The organism is Amycolatopsis sp. NPDC004079 (assembly GCF_040610415.1).
GTDB classification, from domain to species: Bacteria; Actinomycetota; Actinomycetes; order Mycobacteriales; family Pseudonocardiaceae; genus Amycolatopsis; species Amycolatopsis halotolerans.
This window is the reverse complement of record NZ_JBEXMH010000058.1, coordinates 43,695-62,869: the sequence shown is the minus strand read 5'-3', so window position 1 is coordinate 62,869 and position 19,175 is coordinate 43,695. Positions and strand designations below refer to the sequence as shown.

The 19,175-nt window shown below is 69.5% G+C and carries 15 protein-coding genes; 3 read left to right on the top strand and 12 right to left on the bottom strand.

Annotation, left to right across the window (positions count from 1 at the left end; translation table 11 throughout):
- Positions 1-291: 291 nt before the first annotated feature.
- The 3 genes from ABZX37_RS38900 to topA all read right to left on the bottom strand — a co-directional run bounded on the left by ABZX37_RS38900 (position 292) and on the right by topA (position 5,293).
- The gene (locus ABZX37_RS38900) at positions 292-1,140 is read right to left on the bottom strand and encodes an ESX secretion-associated protein EspG (protein ID WP_354748312.1); all 849 of its coding nucleotides are present in this window, start codon (positions 1,138-1,140) and stop codon (positions 292-294) included.
- Positions 1,141-1,203: 63 nt separating this feature from the next.
- Positions 1,204-2,352: an MFS transporter gene (locus ABZX37_RS38895; RefSeq protein ID WP_354748310.1), complete on the bottom strand. Its 1,149-nt coding sequence runs from the start codon at positions 2,350-2,352 to the stop codon at positions 1,204-1,206.
- A 61-nt stretch (positions 2,353-2,413) separates the two neighbouring features.
- Positions 2,414-5,293, bottom strand: a complete 2,880-nt coding sequence (gene topA, locus ABZX37_RS38890) for a type I DNA topoisomerase (RefSeq protein ID WP_354748308.1) — start codon at positions 5,291-5,293, stop codon at positions 2,414-2,416.
- A gap of 306 nt (positions 5,294-5,599) precedes the next feature.
- Between topA and ABZX37_RS38885 the strand changes: the two genes are divergently transcribed.
- Complete coding sequence (locus ABZX37_RS38885; protein ID WP_354748306.1) at positions 5,600-6,415, top strand: serine protease; 816 nt, start codon at positions 5,600-5,602, stop codon at positions 6,413-6,415.
- 63 nt (positions 6,416-6,478) lie between these two features.
- On the opposite strand, the gene ABZX37_RS38880 is transcribed toward ABZX37_RS38885, so the two are convergent.
- Both ABZX37_RS38880 and ABZX37_RS38875 read right to left on the bottom strand, forming a co-directional pair.
- A complete protein-coding gene (locus ABZX37_RS38880) occupies positions 6,479-7,180 on the bottom strand; it encodes a hypothetical protein (RefSeq protein WP_354748304.1) in 702 nt (233 codons plus the stop codon).
- Positions 7,181-7,245: 65 nt separating this feature from the next.
- Positions 7,246-8,523, bottom strand: a complete 1,278-nt coding sequence (locus ABZX37_RS38875) for a lipase family protein (RefSeq protein WP_354748302.1) — start codon at positions 8,521-8,523, stop codon at positions 7,246-7,248.
- A 123-nt stretch (positions 8,524-8,646) separates the two neighbouring features.
- Between ABZX37_RS38875 and ABZX37_RS38870 the strand changes: the two genes are divergently transcribed.
- Entirely contained in the window at positions 8,647-9,414 is a 768-nt protein-coding gene (locus ABZX37_RS38870; RefSeq protein ID WP_354748300.1) for a nucleotidyltransferase domain-containing protein, read from the top strand.
- On the opposite strand, the gene ABZX37_RS38865 is transcribed toward ABZX37_RS38870, so the two are convergent.
- Together ABZX37_RS38865 and ABZX37_RS38860 are read right to left on the bottom strand one after the other, a co-directional pair.
- Positions 9,381-9,974: a hypothetical protein gene (locus tag ABZX37_RS38865; RefSeq protein WP_354748299.1), complete on the bottom strand. Its 594-nt coding sequence runs from the start codon at positions 9,972-9,974 to the stop codon at positions 9,381-9,383. The two genes, ABZX37_RS38870 and ABZX37_RS38865, sit on opposite strands and share 34 nt — an antisense overlap.
- Before the next feature lie 131 nt (positions 9,975-10,105).
- Complete coding sequence (locus ABZX37_RS38860) at positions 10,106-12,367, bottom strand: sodium-translocating pyrophosphatase (RefSeq protein WP_354748297.1); 2,262 nt, start codon at positions 12,365-12,367, stop codon at positions 10,106-10,108.
- Positions 12,368-12,643: 276 nt separating this feature from the next.
- Between ABZX37_RS38860 and ABZX37_RS38855 the strand changes: the two genes are divergently transcribed.
- Complete coding sequence (locus tag ABZX37_RS38855; protein WP_354748295.1) at positions 12,644-15,832, top strand: DEAD/DEAH box helicase; 3,189 nt, start codon at positions 12,644-12,646, stop codon at positions 15,830-15,832.
- A 46-nt stretch (positions 15,833-15,878) separates the two neighbouring features.
- Here the strand turns inward: ABZX37_RS38855 and ABZX37_RS38850 are convergent, their stop codons facing one another.
- From ABZX37_RS38850 to ABZX37_RS38830, 5 genes are all read right to left on the bottom strand, one after another.
- Complete coding sequence (locus tag ABZX37_RS38850) at positions 15,879-16,499, bottom strand: bifunctional DNA primase/polymerase (RefSeq protein WP_354748293.1); 621 nt, start codon at positions 16,497-16,499, stop codon at positions 15,879-15,881.
- Between the two features lie 1,119 nt (positions 16,500-17,618).
- Positions 17,619-17,978, bottom strand: a complete 360-nt coding sequence (locus ABZX37_RS38845) for an Rv3654c family TadE-like protein (protein ID WP_354748291.1) — start codon at positions 17,976-17,978, stop codon at positions 17,619-17,621.
- The gene (locus ABZX37_RS38840) at positions 17,975-18,313 is read right to left on the bottom strand and encodes a TadE family type IV pilus minor pilin (protein WP_354748289.1); all 339 of its coding nucleotides are present in this window, start codon (positions 18,311-18,313) and stop codon (positions 17,975-17,977) included. The genes ABZX37_RS38845 and ABZX37_RS38840 overlap by 4 nt, the downstream gene beginning before the upstream one ends.
- Positions 18,313-18,477, bottom strand: coding sequence for a DUF4244 domain-containing protein (locus tag ABZX37_RS38835; RefSeq protein WP_344265646.1), 165 nt, complete (start codon positions 18,475-18,477; stop codon positions 18,313-18,315). Before ABZX37_RS38835 ends, ABZX37_RS38840 begins: the two co-directional genes overlap by 1 nt.
- 30 nt (positions 18,478-18,507) lie before the next feature.
- Positions 18,508-18,918 carry a type II secretion system F family protein gene (locus ABZX37_RS38830; RefSeq protein ID WP_354748287.1) on the bottom strand — a complete coding sequence of 137 codons (411 nt, stop codon included), beginning with the start codon at positions 18,916-18,918 and terminating at the stop codon, positions 18,508-18,510.
- Between the last annotated feature and the right edge of the window lie 257 nt (positions 18,919-19,175).

Genomic DNA, 19,175 nt, shown 5'->3' with positions numbered 1-19,175 from the left:
GTGCGCACGGCCCCCAGGCCGTGCGCACTGCCCCTCCACACGCCGACTTAAAGGCGATCCCGCCGCGGCGGCGGAGCCGACGCCATAAAACACAGTTTGCCGCGCAGACCCGCAAACCCAGCCACGCCAACTCCAGCCCGGGCTAACCCAACCCCGGCAAACCCAACCCCGGCAAACCCAACCCCGGCAAACCCAACCCCGGCCAACCAGCCACGCCAACCCCAGCCCCAGCTAACCCAGCCCCAGCCAACCCAGCCACGCCAACTCCAGCCCCGGCCAACCCCAACCCCGTCAAATACAACTCCGCACCGCCTCCACAATCCACGCCTCCGCAGTCCCCCGCGTAGCCGGTGACCACGTCACCACCCACCCACCACCCCCCTTCGGAGCGGCGCGGAACTGATACCTCCCCTGATCGTTGTCCACCAACCCGAACGCCCCATGCGGGTACTCCGCCAACACCGCGTCCCGCACAGCCAAATCCACCAGCACCGTCCCCTGCCGAGGCCGAGCCACCGCTGCCCGGATGACATCCAGATCCCCCCAAGCCGCCCGCGGGATCAAGCCGCTGTCATCCGTCTCAATACGCACCGCAGGGCCCGGACCAGGCGGCCGGTCCGGCAGCCCGTCGAACACCCAGCCGGGCAGTGCGCTGAGCATTCCGGACCGCAGCCGCGCCCGGCGGCCCAGTTTGCTCATCACCGTGGTGAAGTCCTCGTCTCCGAAGAACCGCACCTCCCACGGCTCCTCGCTCGCCGGGAACACCCCGGTGACCACTCCCCGGATGAACCCTCCGCGCAGCACTCGGTACAGCTCGACCGCTTCGGCGGTCACCTCGCCGTCGGTGGCGAGTCCGAGCGCGGCCATCCCCGCGACGAACCGCGTGTACTGCTCCACCTCCTCGGCCAGCCCGGCGCCGAGCATCGGCCCGAACGACTGCCGGACCTCCTCGGCGAGGCTCAGTCCCGAAGCCGCTCCGGCGGGCTCCTCCTCGGCCAGCACGGGCGGCACCTCGAAATGCGGGTCGTAGAACTCCATCACCGAAGGCCGCTGCGGCATCTCGGCCCGCAGCGGCCCGATGACCTCGTCGATGACGTCGAAGACGACGGGTGCTGAACTGCTCACCCCGTCATTGAACACCCTGGTACCGACAATTTCTCGAACTTTTGTTCGAGTCAACCCATCCGTGCGCCGAGCGGTCGGTCAGCGCCGCGAAACCGGGTCGCCGACCCGCATCGTCGGGGCGAGGAAACCGACCGTCACCACGAGAGCGCCGACCACGGCGAGCGCCCAGTGCAGGCCGATCCCGCCGCTCAGGCCGCTGACCAGCACCGGACCGGCCAGGAACCCGAGGTAACCGCAGGCGGCGACAGCCGAGATCGCCCGGCCTGGCGCCTCCGGCTGCTTGCGTCCGGCCGCGCTCCACGCGAGCGGCACGATCCCCGACACCCCTAGTCCGACCACGGCGAATCCGATCACAGCGACCACTGGCACCGGAACCGCGACCACCAGCACGAAGCCGGCGACCGTCACGGCCGTCGCGACTCGCATGAACAGCACCGCGCCGACGCGCTCGACGACCCGGTCGGCCACCGTGCGCACCGCGATCATCGTGATCGAGAACGCGAAGTAGCCCAGCGACGCGACGGCCGCGCTCGCCGTGGTGACCTCCCGGAGGTAGACCGCACTCCAGTCGTTCACCGTGCCTTCCGCGACGAAACCGCAGAACGCGATCACGCCCAACGGGATCAATGCCTTGCTGGGCAAGGCAAACGCCGCCTCGCCCTGTCCGCGATCAGCGCCCGGCAAGAACTGCGAAGCAGCGAAAATCGCGACCACCAGCAGCACCACGCCAGCAGCGGTGAAGTGCGCTTCGATCGGCACTCGCCAAATCTCCATCAGCGCCGCGACGCCCGAGCCAGCCAGCCCGCCGATGTTCCAGAAAGCGTGGAATCCGGCGAAAATCGGTCGCCCGTAAGCCTCTTCGACGCGTGCGGCGTGCGCGTTCATCGAGACGTCCAGGAGGCTGTTGCCCACCCCGAGCACCACGAGCGCCGCGACGAACAGCGGCACGTCCGGTGCGAAGGCGACCAGCGGCAGTCCTCCGCACAACACCGCGGCCCCGAACAGAACCCCGCGTCGGCTGCCGATCTTCGTGATCAACGGTCCCGCGGCCAGCAACGCGACGACCGAACCCGCGGCGAGGCCGAACAGTCCGATCCCGAGTTCTCCGGCACTCAGGCCGAGTTTCGCTTGCACCGCAGGCACTCGAGCCGCCCACGAAGCGAACGCCGCACCACACACCGCGAAAACCACCGAAACCGCGGCACGAGCGCGCTGTGTCTCCCCCATCCGTCCCCCTGACACGAGAAAGGGCCACCCGGAGTTTTCCAGGTGGCCCTTCAGATCCTCGTTACTTCGACTTCGTCGCCGTACTGCTCCGCTTGGCCGGAGCCTTCTTCGCAGTGGTCGACTTCGCCGCCGCGGACTTGGTCGTGGTCGACTTGGCCGCAGTGGACTTCGCTGGCGCCTTGCGCGTCGTGGTCCGCTTCTTCGGAGCCGGACCCTTCGCGCGCTTCTCCGCCAGCAGTTCAGCCCCGCGCTCCGCAGTGAGTTCCTCGATGCTGTCGGACTTTCGCAGCGTCGCGTTGTACTCGCCGTCGGTCACGTACGGGCCGAAGCGGCCGTCCTTGACCACCATCGGCTTGCCCGACACCGGGTCGTCGCCGAGTTCCTTCAGCGGTGGCTTCGCCGTCGCTGACCGGCCGCGCTGCTTCGGCTCCGAATAGATCTTCAGTGCTTCTTCCAGCGTGATCGAGAACAGCTGGTCCTCGGTCTGGATCGACCGCGAGTCCGTGCCCTTCTTCAGGTACGGCCCGTAGCGCCCGTTCTGCGCGGTGATCTCGTCACCAGACTCCGGGTCCTTGCCCACGACGCGCGGCAGCGACAGCAGCTTCAGCGCGTCGTCGAGCGTGATCGTCTCGACCGACATCGACTTGAACAGCGAGCCCGTACGCGGCTTCGGCAGCTTCGCCTTCGCGGCCTTCTTCTGCGCCGCGGTGGCATCCTCGGGCAGCTCGGGCTCAGGCAGCAGCTCGGTGACGTACGGACCGAAGCGGCCTTCCTTCGCCACGATCTCGTGTCCGCTGACCGGGTCGGTGCCCAGCACGCGGCCTTCCTGCGGCGTCGCGAAGAGCTTCTCCGCGATCTCCGCGGTCAGCTCGTCCGGCGGCAGGTCTTCGGGCAGGTTCGCGCGCTGCGACTCGCCGTTGACCTCGCGCTCCAGATACGGCCCGTACCGGCCGACGCGCACCACGACCTGGTGGCCCTCGGCGTCGCTGAACATCGGGATCGAGTTGATCTCGCGCGCGTCGATGCCCTCGACGCTGCCGTCGACCAGCTTCTTCAGCCCGCCGAGACGGCCGACCGAACCCTCGACGCCGAAGTCGCCGCCGAAGTAGAACTTCGACAGCCATTCGACGCGGTGCTCGTCGCCGCTGGCGATGCGGTCCAGCTCGTCCTCGAGACCGGCGGTGAAGTTGTAGTCCACCAGCCGTTCGAAGTGCCGCTCCAGCAGGCCGATCACCGCGAACGCGACCCACGACGGGACCAGGGCGGAGCCCTTCTTCCAGACGTAGCCGCGGTCCTGGATGGTCTTGATGATCGACGCGTACGTCGACGGGCGGCCGATGCCCAGCTCTTCCAGCTTGCTGACCAGGCTCGGCTCGGAGTAGCGCGCGGGCGGCGACGTGGAGTGGCCGTCCGCGGACAGCTCGGGCGCGGTCAGGCCCTGGTCCTTGACCAGCACCGGAAGCCGGCTCTGCTTGTCGTCGGCCTCGCCGCCGGCCTCGCTGTCGACTGCCTCGACGTACGCCTTCAGGAAGCCCGCGAAGGTGATCGTGCGACCCGAAGAAGCGAAGGTGCACTCCTCGCCGGTCGCCGCGGTGCCGACGATGCGCACCGACATCGTGGTGCCCTTCGCGTCCGCCATCTGCGACGCGATGGTGCGCTGCCAGATCATCTCGTAGAGCCGGAACTCGTCGGTGTCCAGCTCTTTCGCGACCTGGCCCGGCGTACGGAAGACCTCGCCCGACGGCCGGATCGCCTCGTGCGCTTCCTGCGCGTTCTTCACCTTGCGCGTGTACTGGCGCGGCGACGGCGAGACGTACTCCTTGCCGTACAGCTGCGTTGCCTGGCTTCGCGCGGCCGTGATCGCCGACTCCGACAGCGTCGTGGAGTCGGTACGCATATAGGTGATGTAACCGTTCTCGTACAGCTTCTGCGCGACGCGCATCGTGCGCTCGGAAGTGAAGCGCAGCTTGCGACCCGCCTCCTGCTGCAGAGTCGACGTCATGAACGGCGCGTAAGGCTTGCGCGTGTACGGCTTCTCTTCGACGCTCGCGACCTTGAAGTCACGCTCGTTCAACGCCTGGGCCAGCGCCCGCGCGTCGGACTCGCCGAGCACGCGGATGTCCGCTGCGTTGCCCTTGAGCTGGCCGTTGGAGTCGAAGTCGCGACCCGTCGCGAGGCGCGAGCCGTCGACCGCGACGAGGCGCGAGGGGAACGTACGCGGCGAAGCGTCCGCACCGGCGTCCATGGTCGCCGAGATGTCCCAATACGACGCCGAGGTGAAGCGCATCCGCTCGCGCTCGCGCTCCACGACGATCCGCGTCGCCACGGACTGCACGCGGCCCGCCGAGAGCTTCGGCATGACCTTCTTCCACAGCACCGGCGAGACCTCGTAGCCGTAAAGCCGGTCGAGGATGCGCCGGGTTTCCTGCGCGTCGACGAGGTCGGCGTCCAGCTCGCGGGTGGCCGCGGCCGCCGCCTGGATGGCCTGCTCGGTGACCTCGTGGAAGACCATCCGGCGCACCGGGACCTTGGGCTTCAAGGTCTCCAGCAGGTGCCACGCGATGGCCTCGCCCTCGCGGTCGGGGTCCGTCGCGAGGTAGAGCTCGTCGACGTCCTTCAGCAGCCCCTTCAGCTCGGTGACCTTGGACTTCTTGTCCGGGGTGACGATGTACAGCGGCTTGAAGTCGTTGTCGATGTCGACCCCGAGCCGCGCCCACGACTCGCCCTTGTACTGCGCGGGGACGTCGGCGGCGCCGCGGGGCAGGTCCCGGATGTGCCCGACGGAGGACTCGACGACGTAATTGCCGCCGAGATAGGGGGCGATCTTGCGGGCCTTGGTTGGCGACTCGACGATCACCAGCCGCCGTCGATCGGCACCGTTGCCCCCGGTACCGCTCTTCTTGGTCCGTGTTCCTGCCACGCTGCCCTGCTCTCCACTCATCTCCGCGCCGCCGCAGCGGCGCTCTCACCCCTGCACCAGAGGGGTACTGCGCCCGCGTCTCGACCTGTCAGTGTGCACGTCCCCGGTGTCCGCGCAGCGCCGAGGTGCCCTGACGAGCCGCTGGGCCCCTGCCCGTCGGATCGCCGCTGACCTCGGCGATGTTTCTCCTCCACACCTAGCACGTGATGTCGGACACGTGCCGTGCAGGGTAACCGGTCAGACCACCGATACCCTCCGTTAGACGGTGGCGGGTCCAAGGATGGCGACGGTTCACTTATTCCTCCCCCCAGCCGAAAGGAACCCACCATGATCCGCCGACTGGTTGGCACCGCGATCGCCGTCGCGGCGACATTCGCGCTGGTCACCGCCCCCGAAGCAAGCGCGGCGACCACCACGTTCACCGGTGCCGTGGCGCTGTCCAACTGCTCTGGTTCGGTCGTGAAACCGGCCGCCACGCCGATGGACGCGCCCGCGATGGTGCTGTCGAACGGGCACTGTCTCGAGGAGGGCATGCCCGATCCGGGCCAGGTGATCGTCGGGCAGGCCTCGAACCGCTCGTTCGACCTGCTGTCGCCGGACGGGCAGAGTTCGGTGGGCACCGTGACCGCGACCAAGGTCGTCTACGCGACGATGACCGACACCGACATCTCGCTGTACCAGCTGTCCGAGACCTACGCCGACATCCAGCAGAAGTACAACGTGCCGCCGCTCGAACTGGTCAACAGCCATCCGCAGGCGGGCACGCCGATCGACGTGGTGTCCGGGTACTGGAAGCAGATCTACTCCTGCTCGATCGACGGGTTCGTGCACGAACTGCACGAGAACAACTGGGTCTGGAAGGACTCGATCCGCTACGTGCCGGGCTGCGCGACCATCGGCGGCACGTCGGGTTCGCCGGTCGTCGACCGCAACACCGGCAAGGTCATCGGCGTGAACAACACGTCCAACGACAACGGCGAGAGCTGCACGCTGAACAACCCGTGCGAGGTCGACGAAGCCGGCAACACGACCGTGCGGCCGAACTACAAGTACGGCCAGGAAACCTACGGCATCCCGGCCTGCCTGACCCCGGCCAACGAGATCGACCTCAACCAGCAGGGCTGCACCCTGCCGAAACCGTAAGACTTCCCCACCGGAGGGTCCCTCGTCGCCTCGCTGGCGATGGGGGACCTTTTTCTTGCACGGCTACCCGACAGCCTCCAGTAAATACTGTGCGGGACTCTCCGCCGGAGCCCCGCGACGCGGCTCCCCCGGCGTCCGTTCGCGGCGTTCCCCGGCAGGCGGCAGCTCCGGCCAGACCGACTCCGCCCCGGCGGGCGGTTCGCCGATCAGCTCGAGCAGACCGGCCAGCTTGCGCCGCCCGCTGACCCGCACCGCGGGCTGCTCCGCCTTCGGCCCGAGCAGCCGCGCCTGGACGCCCAGCGCCGCGAGCGCGGTCAGCAGTTCCTCGTGCGTCCCCGGGGCCAGCGGATCGACTCCCAGCAGGTAGCCGCCGGGTTCGGGACGGCCGGCCGCCAGCGCCCACATCCGCAGCATCGCGCCGCTCAGCCGGAATCCGCCGGGCACCGCCTTGCCCGAATCGTCCTCCGCCGGACCGGTGTGCCCCGGCCGCAGCCAGTCTTCGGCGAACCCGAGCAGATCGACCCGGAACGACGTGCGCACCTGCGGACTGCCGCATTCGGCCACCGCGGCCTGCGCGTCCGCGCCCCGGCCGCGGCATTCCCGCGCCAGCACCCGAGCCCGCCACGACTCCTCGACCAGCACCGACAGCCGCGCCGCCGTGCGGCCGAACCCGGTGATCTGTCCTTGGCAGCACAACAGCCCGGCCAGGTCTGGCAGGCCCGGGCCGGTCGCCTCCGCCGAAAACAGCGAGATCGTCCGATCCACGCCGCCGATGATAGAACACAAGTTCGATTGAACGCGAGGGTCGCGCCGCGGTTTTCCCCGATCGGTCAGCAGGTGCTGGGAGCGGGGCTGCCGGCGAAGCGCCCGGCGAGCCAGTCGAGCGCGGTGGGCGTGGCGGCGGCGTAGTTGGCGATGTGGCCGAGCGCGGTGCCGGGAAGGACCGCAGGGAGCCGGATGTCGTCGATTTGAACGGTCGCGCCGCGACGGCACCAATCCGCGGCGGTGGCGCGAACGGCTTGGGCGGGAACGATGTCGTCGTTGTCGCCAGTGGACATGAGCACGGGCGCCGACGGCGAGATGGCACCGAGCCGATGGGACGCGAGGATGGCGCGAGTTTCGGGATTGGCGTTGAGCATCGCGATGATCGACTCGCCGTGCACGGTGAACTCGCCGGAGCGGCGGAAACCGTAGGTAAGCGCGGTTTCCACGACACACTGCCCGGCAACCTTCCGCAGCATGACTTTCCCGGCGTCGTTGAGACCGGACTGGACGATCGGCGCGGCCTGCGGATAGGCGGCGATGATCCCGTTGAGGTAATAGCCGAAAGCACCGGACAGCACGGTGCTTTTCAGCTCGTCGGAGAGCGCGGCGAGATCGGTGGGAGCAGCGCCCACATAGGACCCGCGGAGGTCGAGTTCGGGAGCGTAGGCGCGCGCAGCTTCGGCCGCTCCGCCCGTCGCGCTGCCGCCTTGGGAGTAACCCCAGAACGCGACCGGGCCGCTCGGGGTCGGCGTGCCCGGCAGCCGTTGGGCGGCGCGGGCGGCGTCGATGACGGCGTGTCCTTCGGCGACGGGGTTGAGGTAGGTGTGGGTGCCAGGGGTGCCGAGGCCTTGGTAGTCAGTCACGACGACCGCGTAGCCGCGGCTGAGCAGGCTAGTCATGGCGACGACTTCGTAGCCCGCCATGAGGTCGAACGGCGGGCGGTAGTGCACGGGAGTGTTGAGCAGTTTCGACGGCGCGCACTGGTCGCCCTGTCCGTGCGTGCCGATCGCGAGGGAGACCAGCGGACGCGGTCCCGGACCGCGCCAGGGCGTGGTCGGCGCGAGCATGGTGCCGGTGACCGCGATCGCCGCGCCGTGCACGTCGGTGCTGCGGTACATGAGCCTGGTCGCCTGCGCAGGCAGCGGCACGCCCAGCGGCGAGGGCTCGGTACGGATCAGGTCGCCGGGTTTCCCCGCGGGCAGCGACCCCGGCGGGGTGTAGAAGTCCGTCGACGCCGCGGCCGGGCCGGGTGCGCTGATCAGCGCAGAGACCGCGATCAGCACGGCTGCGGCCGCGCCGAAACGGCGGCGCGATCGGTGCTGTCGAGGGGATGCCTGCGTCATTGCAAGTTCCTTCCTGCGCCGTGCGGAACAGCATGTCAGTTTCGGAACAATGTGTCAGACCGCAGGCAGAAACACCAGGACTGGTATATTAATACCGGTATAGCAATACCCCTGGGAGGGAGCTTGTTCACCGTCTCCGCACGCGTCCAGATCCGCGACGAGCTGATCGCCGCCGCCCGCCAAGACGTCGACATCGCGGGCGCCGCCCTGGTCGGTTCGACCGCACGCGGAACCGAGGACCGATGGTCGGACATCGATCTCGTCCTCCAACTCGCGGAGGACGCGAATGAAGCCGCAGTAGTCGCGCGCTGGACTCGATCGCTCGACGAGAAGTTCGGAGTCGCCGACACCCTCGACGTGACCTCGCGCGAGGGAGTCCGCTACCGCGTCTTCCTTCTCGGCTCTTCGCTCCAGGTCGATGTGTCGTTCTGGCCGCACGATCTCTTCCGCGCCACCGAGGACGGCTTCCAGCTCGTTTTCGGCCAGGCCAACGAACCGACCAGCGCCCCGAAACCGGGCAGCGGGCAAGTGATCGGCATGGCGTGGCTGTACGCGCTGCATGCCCGCTCGGCCATCGCCCGCGGGCGGACGTGGCAGGCCGTCCTGATGCTCGACGAGCTTCGCACCCAGATCATCGCGCTGGAATGCCTGCGGCACGGCTTGAATCCTTGGCACGGACGCGAAGTCGACAGGCTGCCCGAATCAGTGCTGGCGACGCTGCGAGACGGCCGGGCGACGTCGGTCGGCTTGAGTGAGCTCGAACGGTCTCGGCAGGTCCTGCTTCAGCATTACCTGGCCGCCGTCGAACACCACGATGCGGAGCGGGCCGTCGCCCTTCGGCGGGCGCTCGGTCCTGATCAGCGCGGCGCGGGCGGCACCACCAACTGCTGACAGCCCGCCGCGCGCTTGCCCGCCGCGGACAGGGCTGGCGTCGCGTCCAAGCCCTTGAGGACGTCGAGCCGGGAAATCTGGTCGATAGCCGATTTCGCGTCGTCCAGCGCCGCTTTCACCGCGTTGGGATCGGCGGCGGCGTCGAGTTTGCCGCGCACCTCGTCGGCCTGTTGCCGCACCGAGGTGAACTGGCCGAGCAAAGCCGTGCGCGCCGGTTCGCCGCCGGGCAGCGGCGCGGGACCGACCCGGTGCAGTCCGGAGACGGTCTGGTCGATGCCGGTGGCGACCGACGCCAGGAGGTCGCTGGACGTGCGGGTCGCCTGCGCCGACGAACTCGGGTCGATCGAGGGCAGATTCGCCAAGGCACGAACCAGATGCGTGACCGCGCCGCAGTATCCGTCGGCCCATTTCGCGGCCGGATCGCCTTGGCTCGCCGACTCCGCGTGCCCGCCGGAGGAGACCTGCTCGGCAGGCGGCGGCGGTTGCCCGCAGCCCGTCAACCCGATGCCGATTCCCGTTGCCAGCGCGGCCAAACCGGTCCACCGCGGCCGCACTCGCACCACTCCTGTCCCTCGAAATCCGTGTCCTCCGCACGGTACCGACCCGCCAGTAGTCCGCAACTCGCCCCGTCTCGTGGACGCGAACGGGCCCGGCACGCACAAGGCGTACCGGGCCCGAATGGAGCAACGCGTCAGGCTTTCGCCTCCGCGGGAGCCTCCGCCATGACACTGCCGCGCCGCTTGGACACGACGATCGCCGCGACGATCACCGCGACCGCGACCACCGCGATCACGATCCGCCACGTGGTGTCCGCGCCGCCGCCGAGCGTCAGCGTGACCACCGCGGGCGCGATCAGCACCGAGACCAGGTTCATGACCTTGATCAGCGGGTTGATCGCGGGACCGGCGGTGTCCTTGAACGGGTCGCCGACGGTGTCGCCGATGATCGTCGCCTCGTGCGCGTCGGAACCCTTGCCGCCGTGGTTGCCGTCCTCGACGAGCTTCTTGGCGTTGTCCCACGCGCCGCCGGAGTTGGCGAGGAAGATCGCCATCAGCGTGCCGGTCGCGATCGCGCCCGCCAGATACCCGGCGAGCGCACCGGTGCCGAGACCGAAACCGACCGCGATCGGCGCGAAAACGGCCAGCAGACCCGGCGTCGCCAGCTCCCGCAGCGAATCGCGGGTGACGATGTCGACGACCCGGCCGTACTCGGGCCGCGTGGTGCCCTCCATGATCCCGGGGATGTCGCGGAACTGGCGGCGCACCTCGTACACCACCGCGCCGGCGGCGCGCGAGACCGCGTTGACCGCGAGACCGGAGAAGAGGAACACCACAGCCGCGCCGACGATCACGCCGACCAGGGTCTCCGGGCTGACGATGTTCGCGACGAACGAACCCGTGCTGCCGACGGCCTTCGAGATCGCGTCCGAATAGGACCCGAACAGCGCGGTCGCCGCGAGCACCGCGGTGGCGATCGCGATGCCCTTGGTGATGGCCTTGGTGGTGTTGCCGACCGCGTCCAGCTCGGTGAGGATCTGCGCGGCCTTCTCGTCCACGTCGCCGGACATCTCGGCGATGCCCTGCGCGTTGTCCGAGACCGGACCGAAGGTGTCCATCGCGACGATGACGCCGACGGTGGTCAGCAGGCCGGTGCCGGCCAGCGCCACCGCGAACAGCGCGACGCCGCCGCCGAGCAGGAACGCGCCGAACACCGCGGCGGCGATCACCAGCGCGGTGTACACGGCGGACTCGAACCCGACCGAGATGCCGGACAGGATCACCGTCGCCGCACCGGTTTCCGACGTCTTGCCGACGTCCTTCACCGGCTTGTGCTCGGTGCCGGTGTAGTAACCGGTGATGCGCAGGATCAGCGCGGCGAGCACGATGCCGATGATCACCGCGACCGTCGCGATCACCGCCGGGTTGCCGGTGTTGTGCGCGAAGCCCTCGCCGAAGTCGGCGAAGCTGCTCGGCAGGTAGATGAACGCGGCGACCGCCGACAGCACCGCGGAAATGACCGCGGAGATGTAGAACGAGCGGTTGATCGTGACCAGGCCGCCCTCGCCCGCGCGCGCCTTCGTGATGTAGACGCCGATCACCGCGGTGATCACGCCGATGGCGGGCACGATCAGCGGGAAGATCAGGCCGTGCGCGCCGAACGCGGAGCTGCCGAGAATCAGCGCGGCGACGAGCATCACCGCGTAGGACTCGAAGAGGTCCGCGGCCATGCCCGCACAGTCGCCCACGTTGTCGCCGACGTTGTCGGCGATCGTCGCGGCGTTGCGCGGGTCGTCCTCGGGGATACCCTGCTCGACCTTGCCGACCAGGTCGGCGCCGACGTCGGCGGCCTTCGTGAAGATGCCGCCGCCGACACGCATGAACATCGCGATCAGTGCCGCGCCGAAACCGAAGCCCTCCAACACCTTCGGTGCCTGGCCGGTGTAGACGAGCACCACGATCGCCGCGCCGAAGAGGCCGAGCCCGACGGTGATCATGCCGACCACGCCGCCGGTGCGGAACGCCACGCGCATCGCCTTCTCGCGACCGCCCTCCTCGCGCGACGCGGCGGCCACGCGCAGGTTCGCCTGCGTGGCCAGCCACATGCCGAGGTAGCCGATGGTGAACGAGAACACCGCCCCGACGAGGAAGAAGATCGACCGGCCGATCCGTTCGCTCCAGTCGTCCGCGGGGAGCGCGAACAGGAGCAGGAACACGATCACGCCGAAAATGGCGAGGGTGTTGCGCTGCCGCTTCAGGTATGCGGCCGCACCTTCCTGCACTGCCTTCGCGATGTCCTGCATCTTGGCGGTGCCCTGGCCCGCGGCCAGCACCTCCTTGAGCAGGACGTAACCGATAGCCAGTGCGACAAGGGCGACCACGGCGACCACACCGACGATGGTGTAGCCACCCCCGGTGAGCGTGATGCCGCCCTCCGCGAGGAACTGCCGGGACATTCGTCCTCCTGGGAACGCCGTCTGGCCAGCGCGGGCCCGTCGTACCCGGCGCGCCTGCACTGGCGGGGATCTGTGCCGAAGGACACGCTAGCCGTGCAAGCAATGCACGTCTCACATGACGCTCGCCACAGTGGGTGTGGATCGAGGGAGTGTATTGGTAGTGATCTGCGCGTCCGCAATGCGTCCCGGCGACAGCACGTTCGGTAACCTTGTGTGATTGGTCACTGGATCGATCTCGGCCAGGTTTTGTCGGTGCCCTGTGCGAAGCTTCGGCACGTGGTGGGAGAGCGAGGACGGAGGCTGCTGGACCGGGTCACAGCGGGGATCCCGGCGCACGAGAATCCGGTGACGCACGTGTCCCGGCTGCCGGAACGCGCGGCCCGGCACGAGCCGTGGCCGGAGTGGGCGGAGCCGTCGGTGGTGGCCGCGTTCGGCGCGGCCGGAGTCGAAAAACCGTGGCGGCACCAGGCAGAGGCGGCTTCGCTGGCGCATTCGGGTGCGCACGTCGTGGTGTCCACCGGCACCGCGTCCGGGAAGTCGCTGGCGTATCAGCTGCCGGTGCTCAGCGCGCTGACCGCGGACCCGCGGGCGACCGCGCTGTACCTCTCGCCGACGAAGGCGCTCGGCGCTGATCAGCTGCGTGCGGTGTCCTCTTTGGACGTCCGCGGAGTGCGCGCGGCGGCGTACGACGGCGACACCCCGATGACAGAGCGCGACTGGGTCCGCGCGCACGCGAACTGGGTCTTCAGCAACCCCGACATGCTGCACCGAGGCATCCTCTCGGCGCACTCCCGATGGACGCAGTTCTTCCGCCGGTTGCGGTACGTCGTGGTCGACGAATGCCACAGCTATCGCGGCGTCTTCGGCTCGCACGTCGCGCTGCTGCTGCGCCGCCTGCGCCGGGTGGCGGAGCACTACGGCGCTTCACCGGTGTTCGTGCTGGCTTCGGCGACCACCGCCTCGCCTGCCTCCTTCGCCACACGCCTCACCGGGGTGGAGTGCTCTGCGGTTACCGACGACGCGTCTCCGCGCGGGGCACGCACGGTCGCGCTGTGGGAGCCGCCGCTGCTCGACGAGCTGACCGGCGAGAACGGCGCGCCCGTCCGGCGTCCGGCCGGGGTCGAGACCGCACGGATTCTCACCGAACTGGTCGTCGAAGGCGCGCGATCGCTGGCCTTCGTCCGCTCCCGCCGCGGTGCCGAACTGACCGCGCTCGGCGCCCGCCGCCTTCTGTCCGAAGTGGACCCTCGGCTGGCGGATACCGTTGCCGCTTATCGATCCGGCTATCTCCCTGAAGAGCGTCGGGCCCTGGAGCAAGCCCTGCTCTCGGGCCGCCTGCTAGGTGTCGCGACCACGAATGCTCTGGAGCTGGGCGTCGACATCGCGGGCCTGGACGCCGTGGTTTTGGCAGGCTATCCCGGCACCCTCGCGTCTTTCTGGCAGCAATCCGGCCGCGCTGGCCGTTCGGGCGATGAGGCGCTGGTGGTGTTCGTCGCGCGAGACGATCCGCTCGACACCTACCTCGTGCACCATCCGGCCGCGTTGCTGGAACGCCCAGTGGAAACGGCGGTGCTGGACCCGACGAATCCTTACGTGCTGGGCCCGCAGCTCGCGTGCGCCGTCGCGGAACTGCCGCTCACCGAACCAGAACTGGAAACCTTCGGCGGCGACGCGGCCCGGGCGGTGCTGGCGGATCTGGCGGCGGAGAAGCTGCTGCGCCGTCGTTCCAGCGGTTGGTACTGGACTTCACGCGACCGCCCGCACGCGGACGTCGGCATCCGCGGCTCAGGCGGCGACCAGATCGCGGTAGTGGAAGCGGACTCGGGCCGAATGCTGGGCACCGTCGACCCCGGCTCGGCCTGTTACTCGGTGCACCCCGGCGCGGTGTATTTGCATCAGGGTTCGTCGTATGTCGTCGATGAGCTGGATTTGGAGACGGGCCTCGCGCTCGTGCACGCGGAGGATCCGGACTGGACGACTTCGCCGCGCGAGATCGTGGACATTTCGGTGCTGTCGACGGAAGAACAATGCCGCCACGGCGGGGTGACGGTGTGCCTTGGCGAGGTAGCGGTGACGTCGCAGGTGGTGGGGTATCTGCGGAGGCGGCCGTCGGGTGAGGTGCTGGACCATACGCCGCTCGACCTGCCGGAACAGAGCCTCCATACGAGGGCCGTTTGGTACACGGTTTCGGGTGAACTGCTGGAGTCTCCGGCTGGGGTTGGCCGGGGTTCGGTGGCGGGCTCGCGGACCGCTGGGGATCTCGGCGGAGTCGCTGCCGGGTCGGCGACCGATGGGGTGGGCGGCGAGTCGGCGGGAACCGAGTACACGTCACCGGCCACCGGGAATCCCGGCCGAATCGGCGCGGGGCCAACGAGCGGCGAGGGAGCGGGAGAGCCAGCGGGGACCGGGAGTTCGCCTGACTCCGCGAAAACCGGCGGGACCGTTGCGGGGGCAGCGACCAGCGGTGCGGTTGGCGAACCAACCGGACGCGTGTCGCCGACCACCGCGGGAATCGCCGGGGCCGCTGCGGGGGCAGCGGCCAGTCGGGCGACTGATGAGCCGGTGGGGACCGGAAGCAACTCGCCAACCGCCGCGGAGATCATCGGGACCACTGGGGCGTCGGCGGCCAGCCGTGCGGTTGGCGCACCGGTGGGGACCGAGAGCGTGGAGCCAACCACCGCAGGAATCGACGGGACCGCCGCAGCAGCATCGATCAGCGGTGCGGTTGGCGAACCAGTGGGGACCGGAAGCGCGGAGCCAACCACCGCAGGAATCGACGGGACCGCCGCAGCGTCACCGATCAGCAGTGCGGTTGGCAAACCAGTGGGGACCGGAAGCGCGGAGCCAACCACCGCGGAATTCGGCGAGCCCGCTGCGGGGGCAGCGGCCAGCCGGGCGGCTGGAGAACCGGCGGGGACCGGGAGCGCCTCGTCGGTTGTCGGGGTAACCGGCGAAGTTTCGGGCGATCCGGCGGCTGGGCGGGGGCCCGGCGCCGGGGTCGAGATCGGTGTTGCGGTGGGACCGGTGGGGACCGGGGGTGCTGGCAGAGCACCGGGGGGCGCCGGTTTGCTTCCGGCGCGCGTCCCCGGTGCCCTGCATGCCGCCGAGCACGCGGCGATCGGCCTGCTACCGCTGTTCGCTACGTGCGACCGCTGGGACATCGGCGGGGTGTCTACCGCGTGGCACGAGGACACCGGGGAGGCGACGGTGTTCGTGCACGATGGGCATCCCGGGGGTGCGGGGTTTGCCGACCGCGGTTATGCCGCGATTGTCCCGTGGCTGGCCGCTACGCGGGAGGCGATCGTCTCCTGCGAGTGCCCGACGGGCTGCCCGTCCTGCGTCCAGTCGCCGAAGTGCGGGAACGGCAACGATCCGCTGGACAAGGCGGGGGCGGTGGCCGTACTGGGAGCCGTGCTCGGGGCGTTGCGTCAGCACGGGGAACAGTGCGGCCACGGTGGAACGTGAAGACTGTCTTCGGTTGTCGCGTGCTGCCTGCCGGGGTGGAACCGGATCAGGCGGCGGTGCTCTCGACCAGCATCGGGGCGTGCTCGTCGGCGAGGGCGCGGACCAGCACGTCCTGCACCTCGGCGGCGGGCGGCAGCTGCCAGCCGCACACCTCCGGCTTCACGCGCCAGTGCACGACACCGTGCTGGAACGGCGACGGCGGCAGCGGGATGTAGCTGTCCTTGCCGTGCCACTGCACGGAAATCTCGTCGGCGAGTTCGGTCGGCAGGTGCTCGGCGGGCGAGGTGAGGAACAGCCACCGGCCGTTCGGCATCGCGACGATCGGGGCCGGGTGCCCGATCGACCGCAGCAGCCGCGCGGCGCGCTTGCCCAGTTCCTGGTCGACCTCGACCGCGTCGAGCACGGTGCCGGTCGCCACGAGCAGGCTGTGCGTGCGGTCGCTGAACCAGCTGGCGACCTCGTGGGCGTGCGAGCCGACCAGCTCACGCCACTCGTCGCGCACCGGCACCGGCCGGCGCCAGGTCAGGTCGTCCCCCTCCGCGGTGATCTCTTCCGGGGTCGCCCCCGGAAGCACCGGCCAGCCGCGCCAGGCGAGGCCGATCGCCTCCGCACGCAGTTCGATGCGGAAGGCGTTCCGCCAGCTGTCCGGCCAATTCGCGTCCAACATTGCTTTCCTGCCTTCGAGGTCCGGTTTTCGCGCCGTCCGGGTCGGGGCCGTGGTGGCGCATGTCTCACTAAACGGCAAGTTGCACATTGCGGGGAAGACTCCACGCGACAACCGGCCGTTACCGAGCGATGAACGCCCAGTAGCCCACTGTCCGGCCGATAACAACGCGCCGATCACCGGCCGCTGACCCCGCCGCCGGTCCCGCGAGAACGGGCCCACCACGGGATTCGACACTTTCTCGCCTTTCCGCACACGTGCTGACGCATCGGGTCGAGCAGTACGCTGACCTGGGAATTTAACCGTTCGGCGTCCGCCAGCGACCGCTGCTCGTGGCGTTCGCCACTCGTCGCCAGTGCCGGAAAAGTCCGGACGGACGGGGTGATCCGAGGACTGGTCACCAGTCCGGACGCGCCGCCGATGAGCGGTTCCGGCGGGTGACCGGAACACCGCTGGGGGCGGTGAGCCGCGGCGGATTGGGAGGAGTGCGCGGGGGCGGGTGGCAGGTTGCAACTCCTTTCGGTTGGGGTGGGCGAGGCCGGTGCGGGGGGTGGTTCGCGCGGCTGGTTGGCGGGCTGGTGGTTGGTCGCTGCGGCAAGCCGCGTACCGGGATGGTGTCGGCAAATCGGGCGAGCTCGGGTTGGAATCGCTGCCCAGCTGAGCACGAGGCTGGGTTCAAGGTCCGCGGTGCGGCCAGCCACGGCATTAGCAGGCCAGGTGCCGGATTGGCCGCGTATTCCGCCGCCAATCCGGCGCGCTCGCGTGAGCCTGCCGACCCGCCACCGAGCACCTCGGGGCAGCCAGCCGAGGACGGCGACCCACCTAGGCCAAGCGACCACCGGCTACTCCGAGCAGGCCCGAAGAGCTTGCTTGGCTACGGAGGCAGGCCTGCCGGACCAGCAGGTGTCCAGCCGTGCGGACTCGAGACGGTTGCCCCGTCAACGGAGGCAGGTCCGCCGGACCAGCGGATGTCCAGCTGTGCGGACTCGAGACGGTTGCCCCGTCAAAGAGGCAGGCCCGCCGGACCAGCAGAGGCCTGCCCGAGCGTTTGCCCGCGGTTACGCAAGCAGGTCCGCTAGGCCAGCGGGTGCCTTGTCAGGCGGGCCTAGAGCGGTCGCTCGGTCAGGGAGGTTCGCCTGCTGGGCCAGCGCGGGCTTTTGCGGTTGGGGCAGGCAGGCCGGGGATCGGGGCGGCGGCGCGGACTTCGATGTAAGCGTCGCGGTTGTGCCAGCGGCAGCTTGTCATCACGGCGCGTTCGTGGTCGGCGACTTCCTGGGCTCGGGCACAGGCGGTGGTTGGTCCGGCTGCGGCGTGGGCGGCTGCGGCCAGCGCGCCTAGGTCGGCGGCGGCTTCGGTGCGGTGGCGGGCGGTGATAGCCGCGGCTAGCCACCACACCAGGACTGTCAGGGTGATCAGGGTGGCTGCGGCTAGGGCGGTCCAGATTGTGGCGACACCGGCGTCGGGTGGTTGTTCTTGGGTCATGGGGTTTGGCCTGGTTCGACGATGGCGTAGGCGGTTGCGCTCAGGTGGAGGGCCGCCAATGCGTCAGTGGTTACTTCGGCGGTGAGGCCGTCGCCGGTGCGGTGGATGGTGAGGTGTGCGCCGTGCGGGGCAATGGTTTGGACCACTGCGTCGGCGGCTCCTGGTTGTCCGGACGCGGTGAGGCGGGCGGCTTCGCGGGCGGCGTCCAGGCATCGGAGGTGCCCGGCGATCGCGCTGGTGCCTGCGAGGAGCAGCGCCAGCACGGCGGTCAGCGCGCCCAAGGACAGAGCGGCTTCTACCGTGACGAATCCGCCGTCCCGGCGACGGCTGGCCATCAGGTGGCCACCGTCAGAGCTTTTTGCACCAGTCCGGCCAACGCCGCGGAGACCGAGTCTCCGCTGAGGAGCACGTAGAGCGCCACGGCGAACGCTGCCGCGGCTACCGTGCCGATGGCGTATTCGGCGGTGGTGGTGCCCTCGTCTCCGGGCAGGAACCACATGGTCGGATTTCCTTTCTGTCGTGGATGGGTTCACAGCAGGCCGCCGATTCGTCCGGCGAGGCCGAGTACGACCGGCAGCACGCCGAGGGCGAAGAACGCTGGCAGGAAGCACAAACCGACTGGCAGGGCCAGGGCGACTCCGGCTCGTTCGGCGCGTTCTTCGGCTTCGACGCCCAGTCCGTCGCGGATGCGGTGGGCCAGGTCGGCCGCGGTCGAGGCGAGTGCTGCCCCGGACCGCGCGGTACGGGTGGCTGCGACAGCCAGTTCGGCGAAGTCTGGTCTGGCTCGGGTCGGTGCCCACGAGGGGATTGGGTCCGCGCCCAGGGCTAGCAGGTTTGCTGTTGCGTGCAGGGCGTTTTCGGTGTCCGGCGGTGCGCCGGGTGCTACGGCTTCCAGGGCGGTGGGGACTGGCATTCCGGCGCGCAGGCAGGCGGCGAGCATGTCTAGGACGGATGCTGAGCGGAGTCGTTCCGAGGTGTCGTCTGGTTTCTTGGGGTGGCGGGATCGGCGTAGGAGCCACCAGGTGCCTGCTCCGGCGGCTAGTCCTACTGGGATTCCGGTGACGACGGTTGTGGACAGGCCGATGACGATTGCGGCGACGGGGTGCCAGAGCTCTGGTCGTGGGGTGCGGTGGGGGCGGTCGCGGTTAGCCAGGTGTCGGGGCGGGGCGGTGTTTGGCCAGAGCAGTAGCGCGGCGG

Coding starts and splice junctions, on each gene's coding strand:
- ABZX37_RS38840 (WP_354748289.1), bottom strand. CDS start 18,313: ATGGCCAGCCGTCGCCGGGACGGCGGATTCGTCACGGTAGAAGCCGCT.
- ABZX37_RS38835 (WP_344265646.1), bottom strand. CDS start 18,477: ATGTGGTTCCTGCCCGGAGACGAGGGCACCACCACCGCCGAATACGCC.
- ABZX37_RS38850 (WP_354748293.1), bottom strand. CDS start 16,499: ATGTTGGACGCGAATTGGCCGGACAGCTGGCGGAACGCCTTCCGCATC.
- topA (WP_354748308.1), bottom strand. CDS start 5,293: ATGAGTGGAGAGCAGGGCAGCGTGGCAGGAACACGGACCAAGAAGAGC.
- ABZX37_RS38830 (WP_354748287.1), bottom strand. CDS start 18,918: ATGCTCGCCGCCTGCCTGCGCGCCGGAATGCCAGTCCCCACCGCCCTG.
- ABZX37_RS38860 (WP_354748297.1), bottom strand. CDS start 12,367: ATGTCCCGGCAGTTCCTCGCGGAGGGCGGCATCACGCTCACCGGGGGT.
- ABZX37_RS38885 (WP_354748306.1), top strand. CDS start 5,600: ATGATCCGCCGACTGGTTGGCACCGCGATCGCCGTCGCGGCGACATTC.
- ABZX37_RS38875 (WP_354748302.1), bottom strand. CDS start 8,523: ATGACGCAGGCATCCCCTCGACAGCACCGATCGCGCCGCCGTTTCGGC.
- ABZX37_RS38895 (WP_354748310.1), bottom strand. CDS start 2,352: ATGGGGGAGACACAGCGCGCTCGTGCCGCGGTTTCGGTGGTTTTCGCG.
- ABZX37_RS38845 (WP_354748291.1), bottom strand. CDS start 17,978: ATGACCCAAGAACAACCACCCGACGCCGGTGTCGCCACAATCTGGACC.